Origin of the sequence: Lentzea californiensis, assembly GCF_024648825.1 — a bacterium.
Classification (GTDB): domain Bacteria; phylum Actinomycetota; class Actinomycetes; order Mycobacteriales; family Pseudonocardiaceae; genus Lentzea; species Lentzea californiensis.
On sequence record NZ_JANBBE010000021.1, the window covers coordinates 19,811 to 38,230 of the forward strand.

The 18,420-nt window shown below is 69.3% G+C and carries 25 protein-coding genes; 14 read left to right on the forward strand and 11 right to left on the reverse strand.

Translation table 11 applies throughout. The features are described from left to right. Positions 1-241: 241 nt before the first annotated feature. Complete coding sequence (locus LX88_RS41595) at positions 242-1,105, reverse strand: ferredoxin family protein (protein WP_258953249.1); 864 nt, start codon at positions 1,103-1,105, stop codon at positions 242-244. Between the two features lie 109 nt (positions 1,106-1,214). Between LX88_RS41595 and LX88_RS41600 the strand changes: the two genes are divergently transcribed. Further along, positions 1,215-1,586, forward strand: a complete 372-nt coding sequence (locus LX88_RS41600) for a DoxX family protein (protein WP_258953250.1) — start codon at positions 1,215-1,217, stop codon at positions 1,584-1,586. Here LX88_RS41600 and LX88_RS41605 read toward each other — a convergent pair. Beyond that, a complete protein-coding gene (locus LX88_RS41605; RefSeq protein WP_258953251.1) occupies positions 1,577-1,900 on the reverse strand; it encodes a hypothetical protein in 324 nt (107 codons plus the stop codon). The genes LX88_RS41600 and LX88_RS41605 overlap by 10 nt on opposite strands. Beyond that, positions 1,897-2,484, reverse strand: a complete 588-nt coding sequence (locus LX88_RS41610; RefSeq protein WP_258953252.1) for a PadR family transcriptional regulator — start codon at positions 2,482-2,484, stop codon at positions 1,897-1,899. Before LX88_RS41610 ends, LX88_RS41605 begins: the two co-directional genes overlap by 4 nt. Before the next feature lie 42 nt (positions 2,485-2,526). Here LX88_RS41610 and LX88_RS41615 point away from each other — a divergent pair, with 42 nt between their 5' ends. After that, positions 2,527-3,225, forward strand: a complete 699-nt coding sequence (locus LX88_RS41615; protein WP_258953253.1) for an SDR family NAD(P)-dependent oxidoreductase — start codon at positions 2,527-2,529, stop codon at positions 3,223-3,225. Positions 3,226-3,282: 57 nt separating this feature from the next. Then, entirely contained in the window at positions 3,283-3,912 is a 630-nt protein-coding gene (locus LX88_RS41620; protein ID WP_258953254.1) for a class I SAM-dependent methyltransferase, read from the forward strand. A gap of 13 nt (positions 3,913-3,925) precedes the next feature. Here LX88_RS41620 and LX88_RS41625 read toward each other — a convergent pair whose 3' ends face one another. Genes LX88_RS41625 through LX88_RS41635 form a run of 3 tightly spaced genes read right to left on the reverse strand, consistent with a single transcriptional unit; the run spans position 3,926 to position 5,940 of the window. Beyond that, the gene (locus tag LX88_RS41625) at positions 3,926-4,288 is read right to left on the reverse strand and encodes a VOC family protein (protein ID WP_258953255.1); all 363 of its coding nucleotides are present in this window, start codon (positions 4,286-4,288) and stop codon (positions 3,926-3,928) included. Positions 4,289-4,297: 9 nt separating this feature from the next. Then, positions 4,298-5,047, reverse strand: coding sequence for a ZIP family metal transporter (locus LX88_RS41630; protein WP_258953256.1), 750 nt, complete (start codon positions 5,045-5,047; stop codon positions 4,298-4,300). 2 nt (positions 5,048-5,049) lie between these two features. After that, positions 5,050-5,940 (reverse strand): alpha/beta fold hydrolase, encoded by an 891-nt coding sequence (locus tag LX88_RS41635; RefSeq protein WP_258953257.1) that lies wholly within the window; start codon positions 5,938-5,940, stop codon positions 5,050-5,052. 52 nt (positions 5,941-5,992) lie between these two features. Between LX88_RS41635 and LX88_RS41640 the strand changes: the two genes are divergently transcribed. Beyond that, positions 5,993-6,937 carry a helix-turn-helix transcriptional regulator gene (locus LX88_RS41640; RefSeq protein ID WP_258953258.1) on the forward strand — a complete coding sequence of 315 codons (945 nt, stop codon included), beginning with the start codon at positions 5,993-5,995 and terminating at the stop codon, positions 6,935-6,937. Positions 6,938-6,939: 2 nt separating this feature from the next. Further along, positions 6,940-7,206, forward strand: coding sequence for a lysophospholipid acyltransferase family protein (locus LX88_RS41645; protein ID WP_258953259.1), 267 nt, complete (start codon positions 6,940-6,942; stop codon positions 7,204-7,206). Here the strand turns inward: LX88_RS41645 and LX88_RS41650 are convergent, their stop codons facing one another. Then, complete coding sequence (locus LX88_RS41650) at positions 7,207-7,758, reverse strand: cadmium resistance transporter (protein ID WP_258953260.1); 552 nt, start codon at positions 7,756-7,758, stop codon at positions 7,207-7,209. A 95-nt stretch (positions 7,759-7,853) separates the two neighbouring features. Here LX88_RS41650 and LX88_RS41655 point away from each other — a divergent pair, with 95 nt between their 5' ends. Together LX88_RS41655 and LX88_RS41660 are read left to right on the forward strand one after the other, a co-directional pair. Next, complete coding sequence (locus tag LX88_RS41655) at positions 7,854-8,720, forward strand: SDR family NAD(P)-dependent oxidoreductase (RefSeq protein WP_258953261.1); 867 nt, start codon at positions 7,854-7,856, stop codon at positions 8,718-8,720. Positions 8,721-8,730: 10 nt separating this feature from the next. After that, positions 8,731-9,291, forward strand: a complete 561-nt coding sequence (locus LX88_RS41660) for a TetR/AcrR family transcriptional regulator (protein WP_258953262.1) — start codon at positions 8,731-8,733, stop codon at positions 9,289-9,291. Here the strand turns inward: LX88_RS41660 and LX88_RS41665 are convergent. From LX88_RS41665 to LX88_RS41675, 3 genes are read right to left on the reverse strand one after another with little or no spacing between them, the layout of a single operon-like run. After that, positions 9,280-10,074, reverse strand: a complete 795-nt coding sequence (locus LX88_RS41665) for an LLM class flavin-dependent oxidoreductase (RefSeq protein WP_258953263.1) — start codon at positions 10,072-10,074, stop codon at positions 9,280-9,282. The two genes, LX88_RS41660 and LX88_RS41665, sit on opposite strands and share 12 nt — an antisense overlap. A 36-nt stretch (positions 10,075-10,110) precedes the next feature. Then, positions 10,111-10,911 (reverse strand): LLM class flavin-dependent oxidoreductase, encoded by an 801-nt coding sequence (locus tag LX88_RS41670; protein ID WP_258953264.1) that lies wholly within the window; start codon positions 10,909-10,911, stop codon positions 10,111-10,113. A 15-nt stretch (positions 10,912-10,926) separates the two neighbouring features. Next, complete coding sequence (locus LX88_RS41675; protein ID WP_258953265.1) at positions 10,927-11,421, reverse strand: DinB family protein; 495 nt, start codon at positions 11,419-11,421, stop codon at positions 10,927-10,929. A 768-nt stretch (positions 11,422-12,189) separates the two neighbouring features. Here LX88_RS41675 and LX88_RS41680 point away from each other — a divergent pair. The 6 genes from LX88_RS41680 to LX88_RS41700 all read left to right on the forward strand — a co-directional run bounded on the left by LX88_RS41680 (position 12,190) and on the right by LX88_RS41700 (position 17,009). Beyond that, positions 12,190-13,167 carry a tyrosine-type recombinase/integrase gene (locus LX88_RS41680; RefSeq protein WP_258953266.1) on the forward strand — a complete coding sequence of 326 codons (978 nt, stop codon included), beginning with the start codon at positions 12,190-12,192 and terminating at the stop codon, positions 13,165-13,167. Between the two features lie 129 nt (positions 13,168-13,296). Next, positions 13,297-14,118: a non-homologous end joining protein Ku gene (gene ku, locus LX88_RS41685; RefSeq protein WP_258953267.1), complete on the forward strand. Its 822-nt coding sequence runs from the start codon at positions 13,297-13,299 to the stop codon at positions 14,116-14,118. Continuing rightward, the gene (gene ligD, locus LX88_RS41690) at positions 14,119-15,561 is read left to right on the forward strand and encodes a non-homologous end-joining DNA ligase (protein ID WP_258953268.1); all 1,443 of its coding nucleotides are present in this window, start codon (positions 14,119-14,121) and stop codon (positions 15,559-15,561) included. Between the two features lie 7 nt (positions 15,562-15,568). Further along, positions 15,569-16,423 (forward strand): non-homologous end-joining DNA ligase, encoded by an 855-nt coding sequence (gene ligD, locus LX88_RS41695; RefSeq protein ID WP_258953269.1) that lies wholly within the window; start codon positions 15,569-15,571, stop codon positions 16,421-16,423. After that, on the forward strand, positions 16,423-16,806 hold the full coding sequence (locus LX88_RS44105; RefSeq protein WP_307792109.1) for a GrpB family protein: 384 nt from the start codon (positions 16,423-16,425) through the stop codon (positions 16,804-16,806). The genes ligD (LX88_RS41695) and LX88_RS44105 overlap by 1 nt, the downstream gene beginning before the upstream one ends. Continuing rightward, positions 16,713-17,009, forward strand: a complete 297-nt coding sequence (locus LX88_RS41700) for a GrpB family protein (RefSeq protein WP_258953270.1) — start codon at positions 16,713-16,715, stop codon at positions 17,007-17,009. Before LX88_RS44105 ends, LX88_RS41700 begins: the two co-directional genes overlap by 94 nt. Here LX88_RS41700 and LX88_RS41705 read toward each other — a convergent pair. Continuing rightward, a complete protein-coding gene (locus tag LX88_RS41705) occupies positions 16,987-17,958 on the reverse strand; it encodes a GlxA family transcriptional regulator (protein WP_258953271.1) in 972 nt (323 codons plus the stop codon). The genes LX88_RS41700 and LX88_RS41705 overlap by 23 nt on opposite strands. Before the next feature lie 53 nt (positions 17,959-18,011). On the opposite strand from LX88_RS41705, the gene LX88_RS41710 reads away from it, so the two are divergent. After that, a complete protein-coding gene (locus LX88_RS41710) occupies positions 18,012-18,398 on the forward strand; it encodes a cupin domain-containing protein (RefSeq protein ID WP_258953272.1) in 387 nt (128 codons plus the stop codon). Positions 18,399-18,420 lie beyond the last annotated feature (22 nt).

Here is an 18,420-nt window from a genome sequence, read left to right on the forward strand (position 1 = left end):
CGTTCCGGGCCACACCACTAGTGTCCTGCGCCGGAAATTCGTCATCAAAGTATGAAGGTTGATGAGGGGAGCTTTCATCAACCTCAGGTTTGGGAAAGCTCCCCTCATCAACGTCGCGGGGCCTCAGCCACGCCGTCATCAACTGCACGCGGGGCGCTTTCGTGCGCTCCACGCGCACGAAAGCGCCCCGCGTGCGGCACAAACGGCAGGGACTTCAGCGGCGGACTTCCGGCGTAGGGCACTAGCGGTAGATCTTCGCCAGCTCGTCGATCGCCGTCGCCACCAGCGCGATCGCGATGTCCGGCGACTTGCCGCAGCTCGCGGGCCGCGGCGGCACGGGCTGCTCGGTCAGCGTCACCCGCCACTCCCGTCCGTCGGCGTGCCGCACGGTCGCGGAGTCCGCGGTCTCGGCCACGACGGTGAGCACGTCGCGGGGCTCGCTGATCTTCTCGCGCACCGCGACCTCGGCGACCTGCCCTCGCGGGGTGAAGCAGGAGCGGCCCCGGCAGCGGTCGGCGACGATGCCCTCGGTGACGACGCGCTGCGCCAACTGGTGGTCGAGTCGCCCGTACAGGTGACCGGTGGGCAGCAGCACGCCGGTGGGCGCGAAGCGGTGGCCGCCGGTGTGGGTGCATTCCCAGAGGTTCAGCGCGGTGGCGATCGGGCGGCCGTACAGGGCGCAGCAGACGTCGCGTTTGCTGTTCGTGCAGATCAGCAGCAGCGGGTCGCGGACCGGGGTGCCGAACGCGGTGGAGCGGCCCTCACCCAGGGCCTCGAAGTCGAGTTCGAGGGCTTCCTCCGGCGAGGCCAGGTCGGCCTGTTCCAGCCACGAGGCGCCGGGCTTCGCCGAGGCCAGGTACAGGCGGCGCCTCGCGGGGACGTGGTCGTCGGCGTGCCTGCCGGGGCGGCGGATCAGCAGGATGCGCACACCGGTGCCGGCGGCGCGGCGTTGCAGTTCGGCGCCCAGTTCGGGGTCGAGGTGGCTCTCGGTCAGGGCGTCACGGCCCCATGGGCCCGGCTGTTCCAGGCACAGCCACGCCGTCGCGGTCGCGGCCGTGCCGGCCAGCGGTTCGCCAGCGAAGCCGGAGAGTGTCGAGCACCTCATCTGCACACTCTATACGGCCGTTCGGGTGACGACTAAGGCGACCCTTAGTTGATCTGCGGATTCGATCATCGGTGGTTGTCTCCTCCGGGGCGGGGCTAGGTTCTCGTTCATGAACGTCGCGATGTGGATCGTGTCGGGTGTGCTGGCCGCCCTGTACCTGATGGCGGGCTTCACCAAGCTGGTCAAGACCAAACAGGACCTGCTGGCCGAGCCGAGGATGGCCTGGGCGGGGGATTTCACGTCCGGGCAGGTCAAGGGCATCGGCGCGGTCGAGGTGGCGGGCGCGATCGGGCTGGTGCTGCCGTGGCTGACCGGCGTCGCGCCCATCCTCACCCCGATCGCGGCGCTCGGCCTGGCCCTGGTGCAGGTGGGTGCCGCGATCACGCACATCCGCCGCGGTGAGAGCGCCACGGTGCCGATCAACCTCGTGTTGTGCGCGCTGGCCGTGTTCGTGGCGGTCGTGCGCTTCGGTCAGCTCTGAAGCCGCCGCACCCGTTCCCGCATCGACGCCTCCAGTTTCGCCCGGTAGCCGATGAACAGCCTGTTCGCCAGGTAGACCGCCCAGTTGCCCTGCCTGGCGATGTTGTAGACGCGGTGACGCACGAGCGCGCCCTCGGGGTGGAGGTGCAGCGAGTCCTCGCCGCGATACCACCAGTCGCCCCAGTAGGCGATCACGCCCTGCTCACGGTCCACGAGCCGATGCGGCCCGGACTCGCCGGCGTCGGCGAACATCCGCGCGCGCACGTCCTCCAACGGCGCGTGCACCACGCCGGTCACTTCGAACAGCAGTCTCATCGGTGCCTGTCCTCCCAGTCCTGGTAGCCGCCGACGGTGCCTTCGCGGGTGGCGGTGGCGAACCAGGCGAGCCAGGTGCGTTCGGCACGGAGCATGGCCATCCGGTAGTCGAGCTCGATCCACGCGAGCTGCGGCAGCCCCATGCCGGCGAGCTTCTCCAGCAGCACCGCCAGCGCGGCGAGCTGCTCGCCGACCGCGGCTTCACGCCGTGTCACGACCTGCAGCGCGTCGGCCGGGGGCAGCAGGCCGACCAGGGAGATGCCGGCCTCGAAGCGCGGGTACTCCCTGGCGGGCACGGCGATCAGCTCGCGCAGCCAGTCGTGCAACTCGGCCGTGCCCGCGGCGGTGACGGCGTAGACGGTGCGTTCGGGGCGGTTGCCGGCCTTCTGCACGGCGGAGGCGGTGATCAGCTCGTGCCGGTGCAGTGACTCCACCACCGTGTACAGCGAGCCGTAGTTGAGCTTGATGACCTTCTCCTGGTGGCGTTCCCGCATGGTCTGTGCCATCTCGTAGGGGTGCATGGGCCGTTCCGACAGCAGGGCCAGCACCGCGAGGGCCAGGGGGTTCGTGCGTTTGAACGTCATATCCGCTCCCGTATATCCGGCACCGAGTATAGGGTCTGCGGTATGACTACGGTGATCACCGGGGGAAGCCGGGGTATCGGTGCCGCGACCGCGCGCAGGCTCGTGCGGGACGGACATCGGGTCGTGATCAGCTACCGCCGAGCCGAGGACGAGGCACGTGTGCTGGAGAAGGAACTCGGGGTGCTCGCCGTGCGGGCCGACATGGCGGACGAGCACGACGTGGCGCGCCTGTTCGACGCGGCCGGCGACGACATCACCGGTGTGGTGAGCAACGCCGGCATCACCTCCCCGTCCGGTCCGCTGGCGGAGCTGCGCACCGAGGACCTGCGCCGCGTGGTGGACGTCAACCTGGTCGGCGCGATCTTCGTGGCCCGCGAGGCGGCAAGGCGGATGAGCGCCGGTTCGATCGTGAACGTCTCATCCGGTGCGGCGACGCTGGGCAGCCCGGGGGAGTACGTGCACTACGCCGCCACCAAGGCCGCCGTGGACGCGCTGACGATCGGCCTGGCCAAGGAGCTCGCGCCGCGCGGGATTCGGGTCAACTGCGTGCAGCCCGGCACGATCCGCACCGACATCCACCGCCTGTCCGGCGACCCCGGCCGCCCCGACCGCGTCGCCGCCCGCATCCCGCTGGGCCGCCCCGGTGAAGCCGATGAGATCGCGAACGCCATCGCGTGGCTGCTGTCGGACGAGGCCTCGTACACGACGGGCGCGATCCTGCGGGTGACCGGAGGCATGTGAACCTGTGGTCTTTCGCCTCTGCGAGCGGTGTTCGCACTGCCCGTAGGCTTCTCCGTCATGTCCGCGCCCACGCTCACCGACTTCGTGCTCGCCAACACGACACTGGCCCCCGTGCCGCTGGTGCCCGAGGTGCTGCTGCACAGCGCGGCCGAGGCGATGGACCTGTGGGAGCTGACCCACCACGACCAGCCGCCGTTCTGGGCGTTCCCGTGGGCGGGCGGCCAGGCCCTGGCACGGCACCTGCTCGACAACGCCGGCCTGGTGCGCGACAAGAAGGTCTTCGACCTGGCCTCGGGTTCCGGGCTGGTCGCGATCGCCGCGGCACTGGCCGGGGCGGACGTGGTGACCGCCAACGACATCGACCCGCTGGCACTGGCCGCGGTGCGGCTCAACGCCGCCGCCAACGGCGTCACGGTGCACGCCCTGGACGGTGATCAGCTCGACGGTGACGCGCACGGCGCCGACGTCGTGCTCGCCGGGGACGTGTTCTACGACGCGGAGATCACCGCGCTGGTGCTGCCGTTCCTGAGCAGGGCCGCGGCACGGGGCGCGGTGGTGCTGCTCGGGGACCCGGACCGCGCGCACCTGCCGCGCGACCGGTTCACCGCCCGCGCCCGCTACCAGGTGCCGGTACCGCTGACGCTGGAGAGCACCGAGACCCGCGCCGCCACGGTCTGGCGCGCCTAGTGCGGACCAGGGTCTAGCTGGTCACCAGGCAGAACGGATGCCCGGCCGGGTCGGCGTAGACGCGGAACCCGACGTGCTTGGACGAACCTTCGAGCAGCGTCGCGCCTAGGGCCAGTACGAGCGGCTCGGCGACGTCGAGGTCGGTGACCATGACGTCGAGGTGGATCTGCTGGGGGTGCTCCTGGCCGGGCCAGCGCGGCGGCGAGTAGTCCTCGACGCGCTGGAACGACAGGCGCCGGCCGTTCGCCGTGACGAGCGTGGACCAGTCGCCGTCGGAGTCGGTGATCTCACCACCGACGACCTGCCGGTAGAACCCGGCGAGCGCGCCGGGGTCCGGGCAGTCGATCACCACGTCGTAGAACTCACCGATCACCACCCCGGAAATCTAGCCCAGCCGCTCGACCACGAACGCGGTGAGGAACCCGGCGGTGGTGCACAGCCCGGTGTAGAGGCGGGCCCGCTCGTAGGCCTCGGGGATCATGGTGTCCGCGATCATCGCCAGGATCGCCCCCGCCGCGACCGCGGTGATCACGGCGATGAGTTGCGGCGACGCGCCGTCGAGCAGCAGGTTGCCCAAAGCTGCGGACAGCCCGCTCGCCACGGCGATCGCACCCCACACCCCGAACACGTAACCGGGACCGCGGCCGGCCTGTTTCATGCCGGCGACGCTGGAGAGCCCTTCGGGGACGTTCGAGATGACCACCGCCGCCAGCATCGCCACCCCGACCCCGCCGCCGCTGAGCAGCGACACACCCAGCACCACTGACTCGGGCACACCGTCGAGCAGCGCTCCCACGGCGATCGCCGTGCCGCTGCCCGCCTGGTCGTCCTCCGTCGGCTGGTCTCTGCTGCGCTTGCGGTGCCGCGCCCCGCGTCTGGCGAGCAGCAGGTTCGCCAGCACGTAGCCGACGGCGCCGCCGAGGAACCCGGCGGAGGTGGCGAGCAGGCCACCGGTCTTCTCCGCCTCGTCCATCAGCTCGAACGCCGCCGCCGCGGTCAGCACCCCGGCGCCGAACGCCATCACGACGGCCACGACGTCGCGGGGCACGCGCAGGAACCAGGCGACGAGCGCGCCCACCACGAGCGCGCCGCCACCGGCCAGTCCCCAGATCCCCGCCTCGATCCACTGCGGCATGGCTACATCTTGGCGAAGAACACCCTCAGGTCGCTCGCCGGCAGCGCGGGCGAGTCGTGCCCGGAGTAGTGCCCGCCGGTCTCGAACTCCGACCAGTGCACGAGGTTGTGGTGGTCGCGTTCGGCGAAGCGGCGGATGGTCTGGAAGTCGTCGGGGAAGATCGCGACGCCCATCGGCACCGTCGTCGGCTCGCTCGGCTGGTCCTCGCGGTGCGCGTCCTCGTAGTACAGCCTCGCGCTGGAGCCCGCGGTGGCGGTGAACCAGTAGATCGCCACGTTCGCGAGCAGGAAGTCCTTCGTCACGGCCGGTTCGCCCATCAGCTGCATCGTCCACGCGAGCTGGCCGACGGGGGAGTCCGCGAGCGCGAACGCCACGTTCTGCGGCCGCGACTGCTGCAGCTTCGCGTAGCCGGACATGTTCTCCCAGAAGTACTGCAACACCCCGAGGCGGCGGAAGTCGTCCTCGGTCAGGCCCTCCATCTCGGCCGGGTCGCCCGAGGGGAACGAGAAGATCTGCGTGACGTGCACGCCCACGACGTGCTCGGGGTCGGCCCGCCCGACCTCCGGCGCGATGATCGCCCCCGCGTCGTTGCCGTGCACCCCGTACCGCCGGTAGCCCAGCCGCGCCATGAGCTCGGCGAACGCCGCGGCGATGCGCCCGGAGTGCCAGCCGGTCTCGGTGGTGGGCCCGGAGAACCCGAAGCCGGGGATGGACGGGATCACCAGGTGGTGGTCCTCGCGACCGGGCCATCTCCCGCACGTCCGCGACGTCGTCGCCGTAGCGCGCACCGGCCCCCGCACCTGGTCGGTCCACCGCGTCCGCACCAGACGAGCCCGCAACTCGTCGATGTCGGCGTCGTCGACCGCGACGGGGAATTCCCTGATCTCCGTCATAACCCGAAGCTAACGACGTTTGCGGCCAGCCTCTGTCCTAAAGTCTGCGTCCATGTTGGAAACCTCGGCGCGCCTGCTGCGCCTGCTCGGCCTGCTGCAGTCACGTCGCGACTGGCAGGGCAGCGAACTCGCGGACGAACTGCGGATCAGCCCCCGCACCGTCCGCCGCGACGTCGACCGCCTGCGCGAGCTGGGCTACCCGGTCAACGCCACCACCGGCTCGTTCGGCGGCTACCGCCTCGGCGCCGGCGCCGAGCTCCCACCCCTGCTGCTCGACGACAACGAGGCCGTCGCCGTCGCCGCCGCCCTGCGCACCAACGCCGTCACCGGCCTCGAAGAGGTCTCCCTGCGCGCCCTGCTGAAACTGGAACAGGTCCTCCCATCCCGCCTGCGCCACCGCGTCTCTGCCCTCGAACAGGTCGAATCCGTCCCACGCGACTCCCCGGCCCCCGCCCTGGACCCGGAACTGCTCACCGTCCTCGCCGCGGCCTGCCGCGACAGCGACACCCTGCGCTTCGACTACCAGGCCCACGACGGCACCGCGACCCGCCGCCGCGTGGAACCCCACCGCCTCGTCAACTGGGGCCGCCGCTGGTACCTCGTCGCCTGGGACGCCGGCAAACAGGACTGGCGCAGCTTCCGGGTAGACCGCATCACCCCGCCCCAGCCCCCGCACGGCCCGCGCTTCACCCCGCGAGACCTCGACGCCACCACCTACGTCGCCTCGCGCGTCACCCAAGCCGCCTGGCGCTTCCAGGCCCGAGTCCTCGTCCACGCCCCGGCCGACGCCGTCGCCGCCCGCATCCACGCCGCCATCGGCACCGTCGAAGCCGTCGACCCGGAGTCGTGCGTGCTCGTGACCGGCTCCGACTCCGTCGAAACGCTCGCCGTGTGGATCGGCATGCTCGGCTACGACTTCGAGGTCACCTCACCACCCGAGCTCGTGGCACACGTTCGCACCCTTGCGGCCCGCTACGCCCGCGCCGTACAAGACTGAGCATGGCCATCACCGGACGGGACATCGAGCACCTGCTCTACACCGACACACCCGACCCGATCATGGTCGTGCACAACGGGGAGACGGAGATCGTGGCCGCCGCCCGGCTGGGCGGCCGGACCGGCGCCGTCGTGGTGTGCTCGCGCAGCGAGGTCCTGAGGTGGGTGGGGGAGCGAGACCTCACCGAACAGGACCTCGCGACCCTGGCGCAGGCGCTGACGGTGGCCATTGAGGACCCAGCTCGGCAGCAGCCGCTCTGGCCCGCCTGATCAGCCCGAGAACAACACCAGAAGACCAATCGCGATCAGCACGACCGGCAGCGCGACGTGGCCCCACTTCGCGAGGGCCCGCGCCACCACCTGGCGTGACGCCAGGAACCGGCCCGCCCCGCACCACACGCCCACCAGCAGCAGGAACACCACGACGTAGACCCACAGCGAGTCCGTCACGGCGAAGACCGGCACGTAGACGCCGATGTTGTCGCCGCCGTTGGCAAGGGTCGCACCGGCCATCGCCAGCATGCCCGGCGCGGCGTCCGGCTCGTCCTCGTCGTCCGAGCCGCGCCACAGGCACCAGGCGGCCTTGAGGCCGAGCGCCAGGGGGATGAGACCCAGCCATGGGCGGAAGTGGGCGGGGAGCAGGGACGCGCCCAGCGCGCCGAGCACGGCCAGCGCCAGGATGGCGGCGAAGCCCAGGTACTGGGCCGTCACCACCTGCCAGGCCGCCTTCGCCCGCGCGAAGAACAGCGCGAGGAGCACCAGGTCGTCGACGTTCGTCACCGCGAACATGCCTGCCGCCTGGCCGATCACCCCGAGATCCACCGCGGCATTCTCACGCACACGAAACGGATGGCTCATCCACATCTGTGCTAGCGTCGGTGACGTAAGCGGATCAGCTATCCGGATTGGGGAATGTCATGGCACCCAGAGCAGTGGTCACCGCGGGAACCGGAGGCATCGGGCTGGAGACAGCCCTCGGACTCGCGCAAGCCGGCTACGCCGTCACCGTCGTCGGCCGCAACCCCGAACGCGGCGCACGAGCCGTCGAAAGGATCAACGCAGGGGGAGGGGAGCCGGCACGGTACCTGCGAGCCGACCTCGCCTCGCTCGACGAGGTACGCGCGCTCGCCGCACAGATCGCCGCGGAGGGCGAGCTGGCGGTGCTGGTCAACAACATCGGCGCCATGTTCCCCGACCACACCCGCATCGACGGCGTCGAAGCCACCTTCGTCGTCAACCACCTCTCGCCCTACCTGCTCACCGAATCCCTGCTCCCGGTGCTGACCGGCCGCGTCGTCAACGTGACCTCCGGCTCCATCACCACAGCCAGGAAGAACTTCGACGACGTCGAACCGCCCGGCGGCTACTACGGCTTCCACTGGTACGGACGCGCCAAGCTCGCGAACCTCGCCTACACCCTCGACCTCGCCCACCGGCAGACCACCGTCTCAGTGCTCGCCGCCGACCCCGGCGGCGCCGCCACCGACATGACCGACGGCACCCTGCGCACACCCAAAATCGTGTCACCAGGCCTGCGACTGCTCTGGCCACTCGTCCGCCGCACCTTCGAACGAGCCACCTCCGGACCCGCCTCCGCCGCCGCCCGCCCCTCGATCCTCGCCGCCACCGACCACACCCTCGCCTCCGGCACCGTCATCGGCCGCCACGTCACCCCGGTACGACCGAACCGCACCGCCGCCGACCCCCGCGTTCAGCAGGCCGTGCGCAGGCTCAGCGAGAGGCACGCACCACTCGTCCGCGTTCCGGATGGCGTATCCAATTAGTCTGGAGGACATGACGCCGCAGCGAAGGGACGCCGCCCGCAACTGGGAGCACATCCTCACCGTCGCCCGAGAACTCGTCGACGAAGGCACCCCGCTGCAACTCAACGACGTCGCCCGCCGCGCGGGACTCGGCGTCGGCACGGTCTACCGGCACTTCCCGACCACCGAAGCGCTCCTCGAGACCGTCGCCACGCCCTGTCTCGAAGCACTCGCCGGCTGCGGCGAACAAAGCCTCACCCACGACGACCCCTGGACCGCGTTCGCCGACTTCCTCACCAAGGTCGTCGAAAGCCAGGTCAGCGACCCCGCACTCGTCAAAGTCGCCGCCACCGCCCACGACGTGCTCCCACGCACCACCGAACTCAAAGCACAGATCCTCGACACCGGCGCCACACTGCTCGCCCGCGCCCGCGACGCCGGAGCCGTCCGCCCCGACGTCGACGACGCGGACCTCGTACCCCTCATGTGCGGCATCGCCTACGCCACCTACGTCCACAGCGCAGGCCCCGCAGACCGCCTCCCCACCGCACGCCGCTACCTCGACACGCTGCTCCGAGGCCTACACACCTGAACGCGGGGGACCAGCCGCCACGAACGCCCGCAACTCATCCAGCCCCTGAGCGCCACCATCGGTCAACATCCACGTCACACCGGCGCGCTCGTACTCGCCCGCCTCAGGTAACGCAGCGCCACCCCACAACACGACATCACCATCAGCCGGACCACCCGACGCCACGAAATCCGCCTTCAGGCGAGCCGCATCAGCGGGGGAGAGCACCACCAAGCCCTCAGGGCCGAACGTCGCCGGCACCACACCCGCCGCATGCTCCGCCGCACGGAACGGCGCCGACCGAGGCCAGATCCCACCCACCCAGATCGGCACCTCCACCGGCGCGAACCGCACACCCGACACGTCGAACAACGCACCGTGGTGCTCCACCTCCGCACCCGACAACAACGCCCGCAACAACTCCACCCCCTCCGACAACGCCCCAGCACGCGACGCACGCTCGCCGAAGGGGGAGAAGTCCTGCGGCACACCCGCACCCACCCCCAGCACCAACCGCCCACCCGACAACCGCTGCAGGGTCGACGCCTCCAACGCCACCTTCCACGGACGCCGACGCCCCAACGACGTCACCAACGGCCCCAGCGAAATCCGCGACGTCCGCGCCGCCACCGCACCCAACGTCACCCAGACATCCGAGACAACAGGCTCACCCGGCACCACCACGTGATCCCACAGGAAGAACCCGTCCCACCCCGCCGCCTCGGCCTCCACCGCGAGCGACACCAGCACGGACGGATCACCGAGCTCCGAACCGAACGAAGGAACATAAATCGCACAACGCATGACCCGAGTGTGGCAACCACCCCCGACAAGATCATCTCAACGCGGCGGACCAGCGGAAACGTACGAACGCAGCTCACCGAGCGACGCCTTCCACCCGTCCAGCAACAGCCACGTCGCCCCGGCGTCCTCGAACTCCGACACCCGCGCCGCCGACGGCCGCGCCCCACCACCCCAGATCGCCAGATCCCCATCAGCGGGCCCACCCGCCGCCACGAACTCCGCCTTCATCACCGCAGCCTGCTCAGCAGACGCCACCGCGAACCCACCCGACCCGTCCTGAATGATCGGGAACAACCCCGCCGCCCGCGCCACAGCCACGAACGGCACCTTCCGCGGCCAGATCCCCGACGTCCACACCGGCACCTCCACCGGCGCCAACCGCACCCCGGACACCTCGAACACAGCACCCCGATGCTCCACCGGCTCACCCGAGAGCAACTCCTGCACCAACTCCACGCCCTCGGTCAACCGCGCCGCACGCGACCGCGCATCCGACACCTCACCGAACGACGTGAAATCCCGAGGCACCCCCATCCCCACCCCGAGCACCAACCGCCCACCCGACAACCGCTGCAGGGTCGACGCCTCCACAGCGAGCTTCCACGGACGGCGCCGGGGGACAGGCGTGATCATCGGCCCCAACGTGATCCGCGACGTCCGCGCCGCCACCGTACCCAGCGTCACCCACGGATCAGCCACCAACGGCTCCGCCACCAGGTGGTCCCACATGAAGAACCCGTCCCACCCCGCCGCCTCGGCCTCCACGGCCAGCGACACCAACACGGACGGATCACCGTAGGACTCGCCATAACAAGGCACGTAGATCGCAAAACGCATGCGGGGGAGTCTGCCTCAGCGACCCTCACCGGTCGCGCCGTCGAGCTGCTCCCGCAAGATGTCCGCGTGCCCCGCATGCCGCGCGGTCTCCGTCACCACGTGCACCAACACGTTGAACAACATCACGTCCGGACGCGGCCACCACGGCACATGACCAGGGGAGTCCACCGCAAGAGAAGACACCGTCGCATCCGAATGCGCCCACACGCGCCGATAGCGACCCACAATCTCCTCACGCGACTCCGACTCGTCCGCCCGCATGTCCAGCCCACGCGCCGCCAAGTCGTCCCACCGGGGCAACGACTCAGGAAACGGCCGCCCGAACACCTCGCCGAAGTACCGCGACTCCCACAACGTCAGATGCTTCACCAGACCCAGCAGGTTCGTCCCCGAAGCCGTCAGCGGACGCCGTACGTCCTCATCGGACAGACCATCCAGCTTCCACAGCACCACCTCGCGCAACTCACGCAGATCACCGAGCAGGTACTCCTTGGCGAACTCATCGATCATGAGCGCGAACCCTGCCATCTATCGCCACGGTGACGTAAGGGCACAGGCGACAAGAGCGGCGGTCGCGGACATCGGCTGAGCCGCCGGCTCAGGAAGCCGGTCAGAGATCTGCGCACCCGAAGAAGCTACGGCGCCTGCAGGGCGCAGAAGCGCTGTGCGACGCCGGAGGACGCGCTCTGAGACGCACACGGCGCAGAGGACGACAGGAGAGCGTCTCAGGCGGCCCAGATCTCCGTTACTTGACATAATGTAGATTATCGGCGAAACGGCGACCTGCGAAGATCGCTTCAGAAGGGGCCGAAACGCCCGTGTTGGCGCGTCTGCAAGTCGCAACCAACGGGCAGGCCGGCTGCGCTTGCAGACGCCACAACATCAGATCCACGGCGATGCCGGAGCGCGGTCGACACCGACGTGTCGTCAGAGAGACGTACGTGGCGAGGCGCCATTACGCTCACGATCCCCGACAAGTGACGCCACCTGGTCCAGCGCCGTCCCGAGCCGAATCAGAACCCGGCGAAACGGACATTTCATGCATAATCGCCATTATCCAGCAAAGAACAGGTACTGAGACCCGCGCATTCACGCCGCCCGTGCACCAACCTCGCAGAAACCTTCCGGCGACGCGCTGCAACGCTGCCCCGCCACCGGATGACGATCCACGCCGCGCGCTGACCTGCGCTTGCGGAGTCCTCCGCCCTTCCTCGTGCACGAGGGTCGAGCAGCACTCCCCTCCCCTGTACCGCCGCCGTGTCCGGGATTGTCGGTGGTGTGCGGTACAAGATCCATATGCACGTGCTCGCCGCTCAGGACGCCTTCTTCCTCGCCCGCCGGACTCGCAAGGACTCGCCGCACACAACGGCGGCCTACCAGCGGGATCTGGCCGGCGTGAACACGCTCCTGGCCGAGACCCTCTCCTGTCCCGTCGAGGACCTGGTCGTCGCTCAGCTGACCGGTGCGAACCTGCGTGAGGCGTTCGGGGTGTTCGCGGACGGCCATGCCAAGAGTTCGGTGCTGCGGGCGTGGTCGACGTGGAACCAGTTCCTGACGTTCTGCGTGGCCGAGGACCTGATCGCCGGTAATCCGATGGGTGCGGTGGCTCGTCCCAAGACGCCTCCGCTGGTGCCGAAGCCGTTGCGGGGTGAGGACACGCCTGAGCAGTTGCTGACGGCCGCGGCGGAGGGGGCGCGCAAGGGGCGTGATCCGTGGCCGGAGCGGGATGTGCTGGTGATCGCGCTGGGGCTGGTGGCGGGGTTGCGCAGTGCCGAGATGCGGACGCTGACGCTGGCGAGCATCGTCGGGCGTGAGGGTGATCAGCGGTTGCACGTGCGGGGCAAGGGGAACCGGGATCGCAGTGTTCCGATCGAGCCGCCGATGGAGCGGATCGTGGACGCGTATCTGAAGAGTTGCCGGCAGCGGTTTCCTCAGGGGCGTTTTGACCGGGAGTCGGCGTTGTTGCGGGATCGGCACGGTGAGCCGATCGGGCGTGGTGGGCTGGAGTACCTGGTGAAGTCGTGTTTCCGGTGGGCGGGGTTGAACGACAGGGTGCCGACGGGGGCGAATCTGCACGCGTTGCGGCACACGTTCGCGACGCGGCTGGCGGAGGACGGGGCGTCGGCGAGCGAGATCATGGCGTTGCTGGGGCATGCGAGTCTGGCGACGAGTCAGAACTACATCGAGGCGACGGCGCGGGAGCGGCGGGCGGCGGTGGCGAGCAACAGGACGTATCGGGCGCTCAAGGACATCTAGCGGTGCTCCACTGTTGTGCGGGACGCTCGGTGGGGTCGTGTGGGCCGGGGGTCGCTCAGTTGCCGGATCGTTAGGCCGAGTGGGTGACCTGGTGGTGCGAAAACCGCATTTCAGGGGTACCCAATGAGAATGAGATCCGTGTGGCGTGGGGCCATCTCCTTCGGGTTGGTGACGATCGCCGTGCGCCTTTACTCGGCTGTCGAGGAGCACGACTTCCGTTTCAACCAGGTGCATCGTGCGGACGGTGGGCGCATCAAGTACAAGCGCGTCTGTTCGGTGTGCGGTGAAGAGGTGGAGTACTCGGAGATCACCAAGGGCTATGAGCTGGACGACGGCCGGATGGTGATCATGGAGAACGAGGACTTCGAGAAGTTGCCGGTGAAGACCGACAAGTCGATCGACGTGCTGGAGTTCGTGCCGGTGGAGGAGATCGATCCGATCTACTTCCAGAAGACGTACTACCTGGAGCCGGACAAGGCGGCGGCGCGGCCTTATGTGTTGTTGCGGGATGCCCTCGTCAAGACGGGTCAGCTGGCGGTCGTGAAGATCACGATCCGGCAGAAGGAGACGCTGGCGACGATCCGGGCGCGTGATGACGTGCTGGTGATGCACACGATGTTGTGGCCGGACGAGATCCGCAAGGCGGAGTTCGACTTCCTGGACTCCGACGTGGAGGTGCGGCCGCAGGAGTTGAAGATGGCGACGTCGCTGGTGGAGTCGATGGCGGGTGACTTCGATCCGGACACGTTCACCGACGACTACCGGGACGCGCTGGAGAAGGTGATCGCGGCGAAGGCGGAGGGTGCGGAGTTGCCCGAGCAGCCGGAGGCCGAGGAGAAGGGCGATGTCATCGATCTGATGACGGCTCTGGAGCGCAGTGTGGAGAAGGCGAAGGCGGGGCGGAAGGGCGAGAAGAAGGCGCCGCCGAAGAAGAAGGCCTCGTCGGCGTAGATGGCCGGGCTCGACGAGTACCGGCGCAAGAGGGATCCGGCGAGGACGCCGGAGCCCGTTCCGAGTGCGGACGTGTTGCCGAAGGGTGACAACGACACGTTCGTGATCCAGGAGCACCACGCGAGCAGCCTGCATTGGGATGTGCGGCTGGAGCGTGACGGGGTTTTGGTGTCGTGGGCGGTGCCGAAGGGTTTGCCGCCGACGACGGATGTGGTGCGGCTGGCTGTGCACACCGAGGACCATCCGCTGGAGTACGCGCAGTTCTCCGGGGAGATCCCGAAGGGTGAGTACGGCGGCGGTGAGATGTTCATCTGGGATCGCGGCCGCTATGAGACGGTGAAGTGGTCGGACCGCGAGGTCGATGTGATCTTGCACGGTGGCCGGGTGCGGGGTCAGTTCGTGTTCTTCCGTTCGGGCAAGGACGGGAAGAACTGGATGATGAAGCGCCGGCACGCTCCGGCGCGGCCGGACTGGCAGGTGTTGCCCGAGCAGCTGAAGCCGATGCTCGCTGTTCCGGGGCCTCTCCCCCACGACGATGATGATCAGTGGGCTTATGAGTTCAAGTGGGATGGCGTCCGGGCGGTTCTGAGGGTCGAGGGCGGGCGTGTTCAGGCGTGGTCGCGGGTCGGCAACGACATCACGGTCGCTTATCCGGAGTTGCAGGGCGTGGGTGAGCAGCTGGGGTCGACGGAGGCGCTGCTGGACGGGGAGATCGTCGCGTTGCAGGACGGCCGGCCGAGTTTCAGCGCGTTGCAGAACCGGATGCACGTGACGAAGTCGGAGGCGGCTCGCCGGGCGGCGCGGCAGTATCCGGCGACGTTGTTGTTGTTCGACCTTCTGCACCTGGACGGCAGTTCCACGATGCAGCTGCCTTTCCATCAGCGTCGTGAGTTGCTCAGGGGTCTCGAGCTGCGGGGTCCGCACTGGCTGACTCCCCCGTCCTACGACGAGGACGGGGCGTCGGTGCTGGCGGCGAGTCGTGAGCAGGGGTTGGAGGGTGTGGTCGCGAAGCGGCTGGATTCGCCTTATCAGCCGGGGACGCGGTCGCCGGTGTGGCGCAAGATCACGGACCTGCTGGCGCAGGAGGTGGTGATCGGTGGCTGGCGGATGGGTGAGGGCAAGCGTGCCGGGGTGATCGGCGCGTTGTTGCTGGGTATTCCGCAGGACGGCGGGCTGGCGTTCGCGGGGTCGGTGGGCACGGGGTTCGGCGATGCGGAGCTGGCGGTGCTGACGCCGCGGTTGAAGGCGTTGGCGCGCAAGAGGTCGCCGTTCGTGACGGAGATGCCGCGGGAGCGGTCGAGGGGCGCGAGGTGGGTGGAGCCGGAGCTGGTGGCTGAGGTGGTGTTCCGGCAGTGGACGCCGGACGGGCGGATGCGGTTTCCGGCGTGGCGCGGGTTGCGGCCGGACAAGACGCCGGAGGAGGTGCGTCGGGTTGTCGGGTGACGCGACTGTGCGTGTCGAGGACCGGGTGTTGAAGCTGACGAACCTGGAGAAGGTGTTGTATCCGGGGTTCGGGTTCACCAAGGGTGAGGTGATCGATTACTACACCCGGATCGCGCCGGTGCTGCTGCCCCATCTGAAGGACCGTCCGGTGACGTTGAAGCGCTTCCCGAACGGGGTGGACGGGAAGTGGTTCTTCGAGAAGAACGCGGCGGAGCACCGTCCGGAGTGGGTGCGGACGATGCGGCTGGACTCGCCGGGGAGTTCGAAGGGCAACGAGACCGTCAACTACGTGATGGTGGACGAGTTGGCGACGCTGGTGTGGCTGGCGAACCTGGCGGCGCTGGAGTTGCACGTGCCGCAGTGGACGGTGGGGCCGCGGGGTGGGAAGCGGGATCCTGATCTGCTGGTGTTCGACCTGGATCCGGGTGCGCCGGCGACGCTGGTGGAGTGTTGCCGGGTGGCGGAGCTGGTGCGGGTGGTGCTGGACGACGACGGTGTGGACTGCTGGGCGAAGACGTCGGGCAACAAGGGGATGCAGGTGTACGCCCATGCCCCGGCGAAGGACACGTCGGAGTACGCGAAGGCGGTGGCGCAGCGGCTGGCGCAGGAGCATCCGAAGCTGATCGTGTCGACGATGGCGAAGGCGCAGCGCACCGGGAAGGTGTTCATCGACTGGTCGCAGAACAATCCGGCGAAGACGACGGTGGCGCCGTATTCGTTGCGGGCCCGGGAGCGGCCGGCGGTGTCGACGCCGGTGACGTGGGACGAGGTCGAGGACTGCGAGGTCGTGGAGGATCTGCTGTTCATCGCGGACGAGGTGCTGGAGCGGGTCGCGAGCGCGGGTGACCTGTTCGGGAGTTGATGTCCTGTCGACTGCCTAGCTGGGGGTTTGCCGTGGATGTCGAGCTCGCCGAACGAGAGCGTGCGCGGGTGCTGGCGGTGTTGCCGGGTGCGGAGTGGGAGCACGTGGGGGCGGCGTCGGTGGTCGAGCTGGTGCTGGTGGTGGACGACTCCGCGGATGAGGCGTCGTACGTGCCTGCGTTGGAGGCCGCGGGGTATCGGGTGTCGGTGCGGGAGGCCTGGCACGAGCACCGGGTGTTGACGCGGCCGGGCGTCGAGGCGCACGTGTATCCACGTGGGTGCGCCGTGGTGTGCCGGCGTTGGTGCAGGCGGGCTACTACCTGCTGTTGCGGGAGCCGGGCTGGTTCGAGCACAGGGTGCTCAAGGGCACGGTGCCGAACGTGAACATGCACGTCTTCTCCCCCAGGTGTGAGGAGGTCGATCGGATGCTGGCGTTCCGGGATCGGCTGCGGTCGCACGACGCGGATCGGGAGGAGTACGAGCGGGTGAAGCGGGAGCTGGCGGTGCGGACGTGGGAGCGGGTGCAGGACTACGCGGACGCGAAGACGCGGGTGGTGCGGCGGATCACTCTGCGGGCGCTGGGCTGAAGCGGCGCCGGTAGTCCGACGGGGTGAGGCCGGTTTCGCGGCGCATCAGGGCGCGCAGGTTGGCGGCGGTGCCGAGGCCGGTGCGGCGGGCGACGACGTCGAAGCGCCTCTCCCCCAGTTCGATGAGCCGGCACGCGAGGGTGACGCGTTCCGCGGTGAGCCAGGCGAGCGGTGTGGTGCCGAGTTGGGCCTGGAAGCGGCGGTGCAGGGTGGCCGGGCTGACGGCGGCGCGGGCGGCCAGCGAAGTCACGGTGAGCGGGGTGTCGAGGTGGTGCTGGGCCCAGGCGAGGACGGGGGCGAGTGACTCGTCGGGCAGGTCGGGTACGGGGCGTTCGACGAACTGGCGCTGGCCTCCGTCGCGGTGGGCGGCGAAGACGAGGCGGCGGCTGACGGAGCTGGCGATCTCGGCGCCGTGGTCGCGGCGGACGAGGTGCAGGCCGAGGTCGAGGGCGGCGGCGCTGCCGGCGGAGGTGAGGATGTCGCCGTCGTCGACGAACAGGACGTCGGGTTCGAGGTGCACCGCGGGGAAGCGGGTGCGGAAGTCGTCGGCCCACTGCCAGTGGGCGGTGGCGCGGCGGCCGTCGAGGACGCCGGCTTCGGCGAGGGTGAAGGCGCCGCTGCAGAACCCGACGAGGCGTGCGCCGCGGGTGTGGGCGCGGCGGATGGCGTCGAGGACCTCGGGGCGTCTGGGTGCGTCGACGTTGGGGCGGTTGGGGACGATGAGGGTGTCGGCGGTGTCGGCGGCGCCGAGGTCCGCGACGCCGGTGAGGGTGAAGAAGCCGTCGCGCATCGCCGTGTGCGGTTCGGGTGAGCAGAGGCGGAAGTCGTAGAGGTGGCCGCCGATCTCGGGGCGGTGCAGGCCGAAGACCTCGGTGGCGCAGCCGAGTTCGAACGGGTTGGAGTTCTCGTCGACGATGACGACGACGCGGTGCGAGGATTCTTGCGGCATGTGCGATTCCTAGCACTCACGCCCGGTCGGTGTCACAGGCCAGGCTCATCGGCATGAACCCCATCGCCCTGGACGACGCCCTGGCCTCGTTCGACGCTCTGTGGAGCCCGCGGATCGTCACCCGTGTCAACGACTACGACGTGCGCGTCACGAAGGTGCGGGGTGAGCACGTCTGGCACGTGCACGACGACACCGACGAGTTCTTCCTCGTCCTGGACGGTGAGCTGCGCATCGGGCTGCGGGAAGCAGGCGGCGAGCGCACGGTCGTGCTGCCCCAGGGCTCGGTGTTCACCGTGCCGAGGGGGACGTTCCACAAGCCGTCGTCCCCGGACGGTGCGCGGATCCTGCTGTTCGAGCCCTCCGGGACCTCGACGGTCGGCGACCGGCACGACGAGGTCCCGGAGCACGTGGACGCGACCACCGGCCACGAACTGGGCTGACGCCACCGGGGCGTCAGCCCAG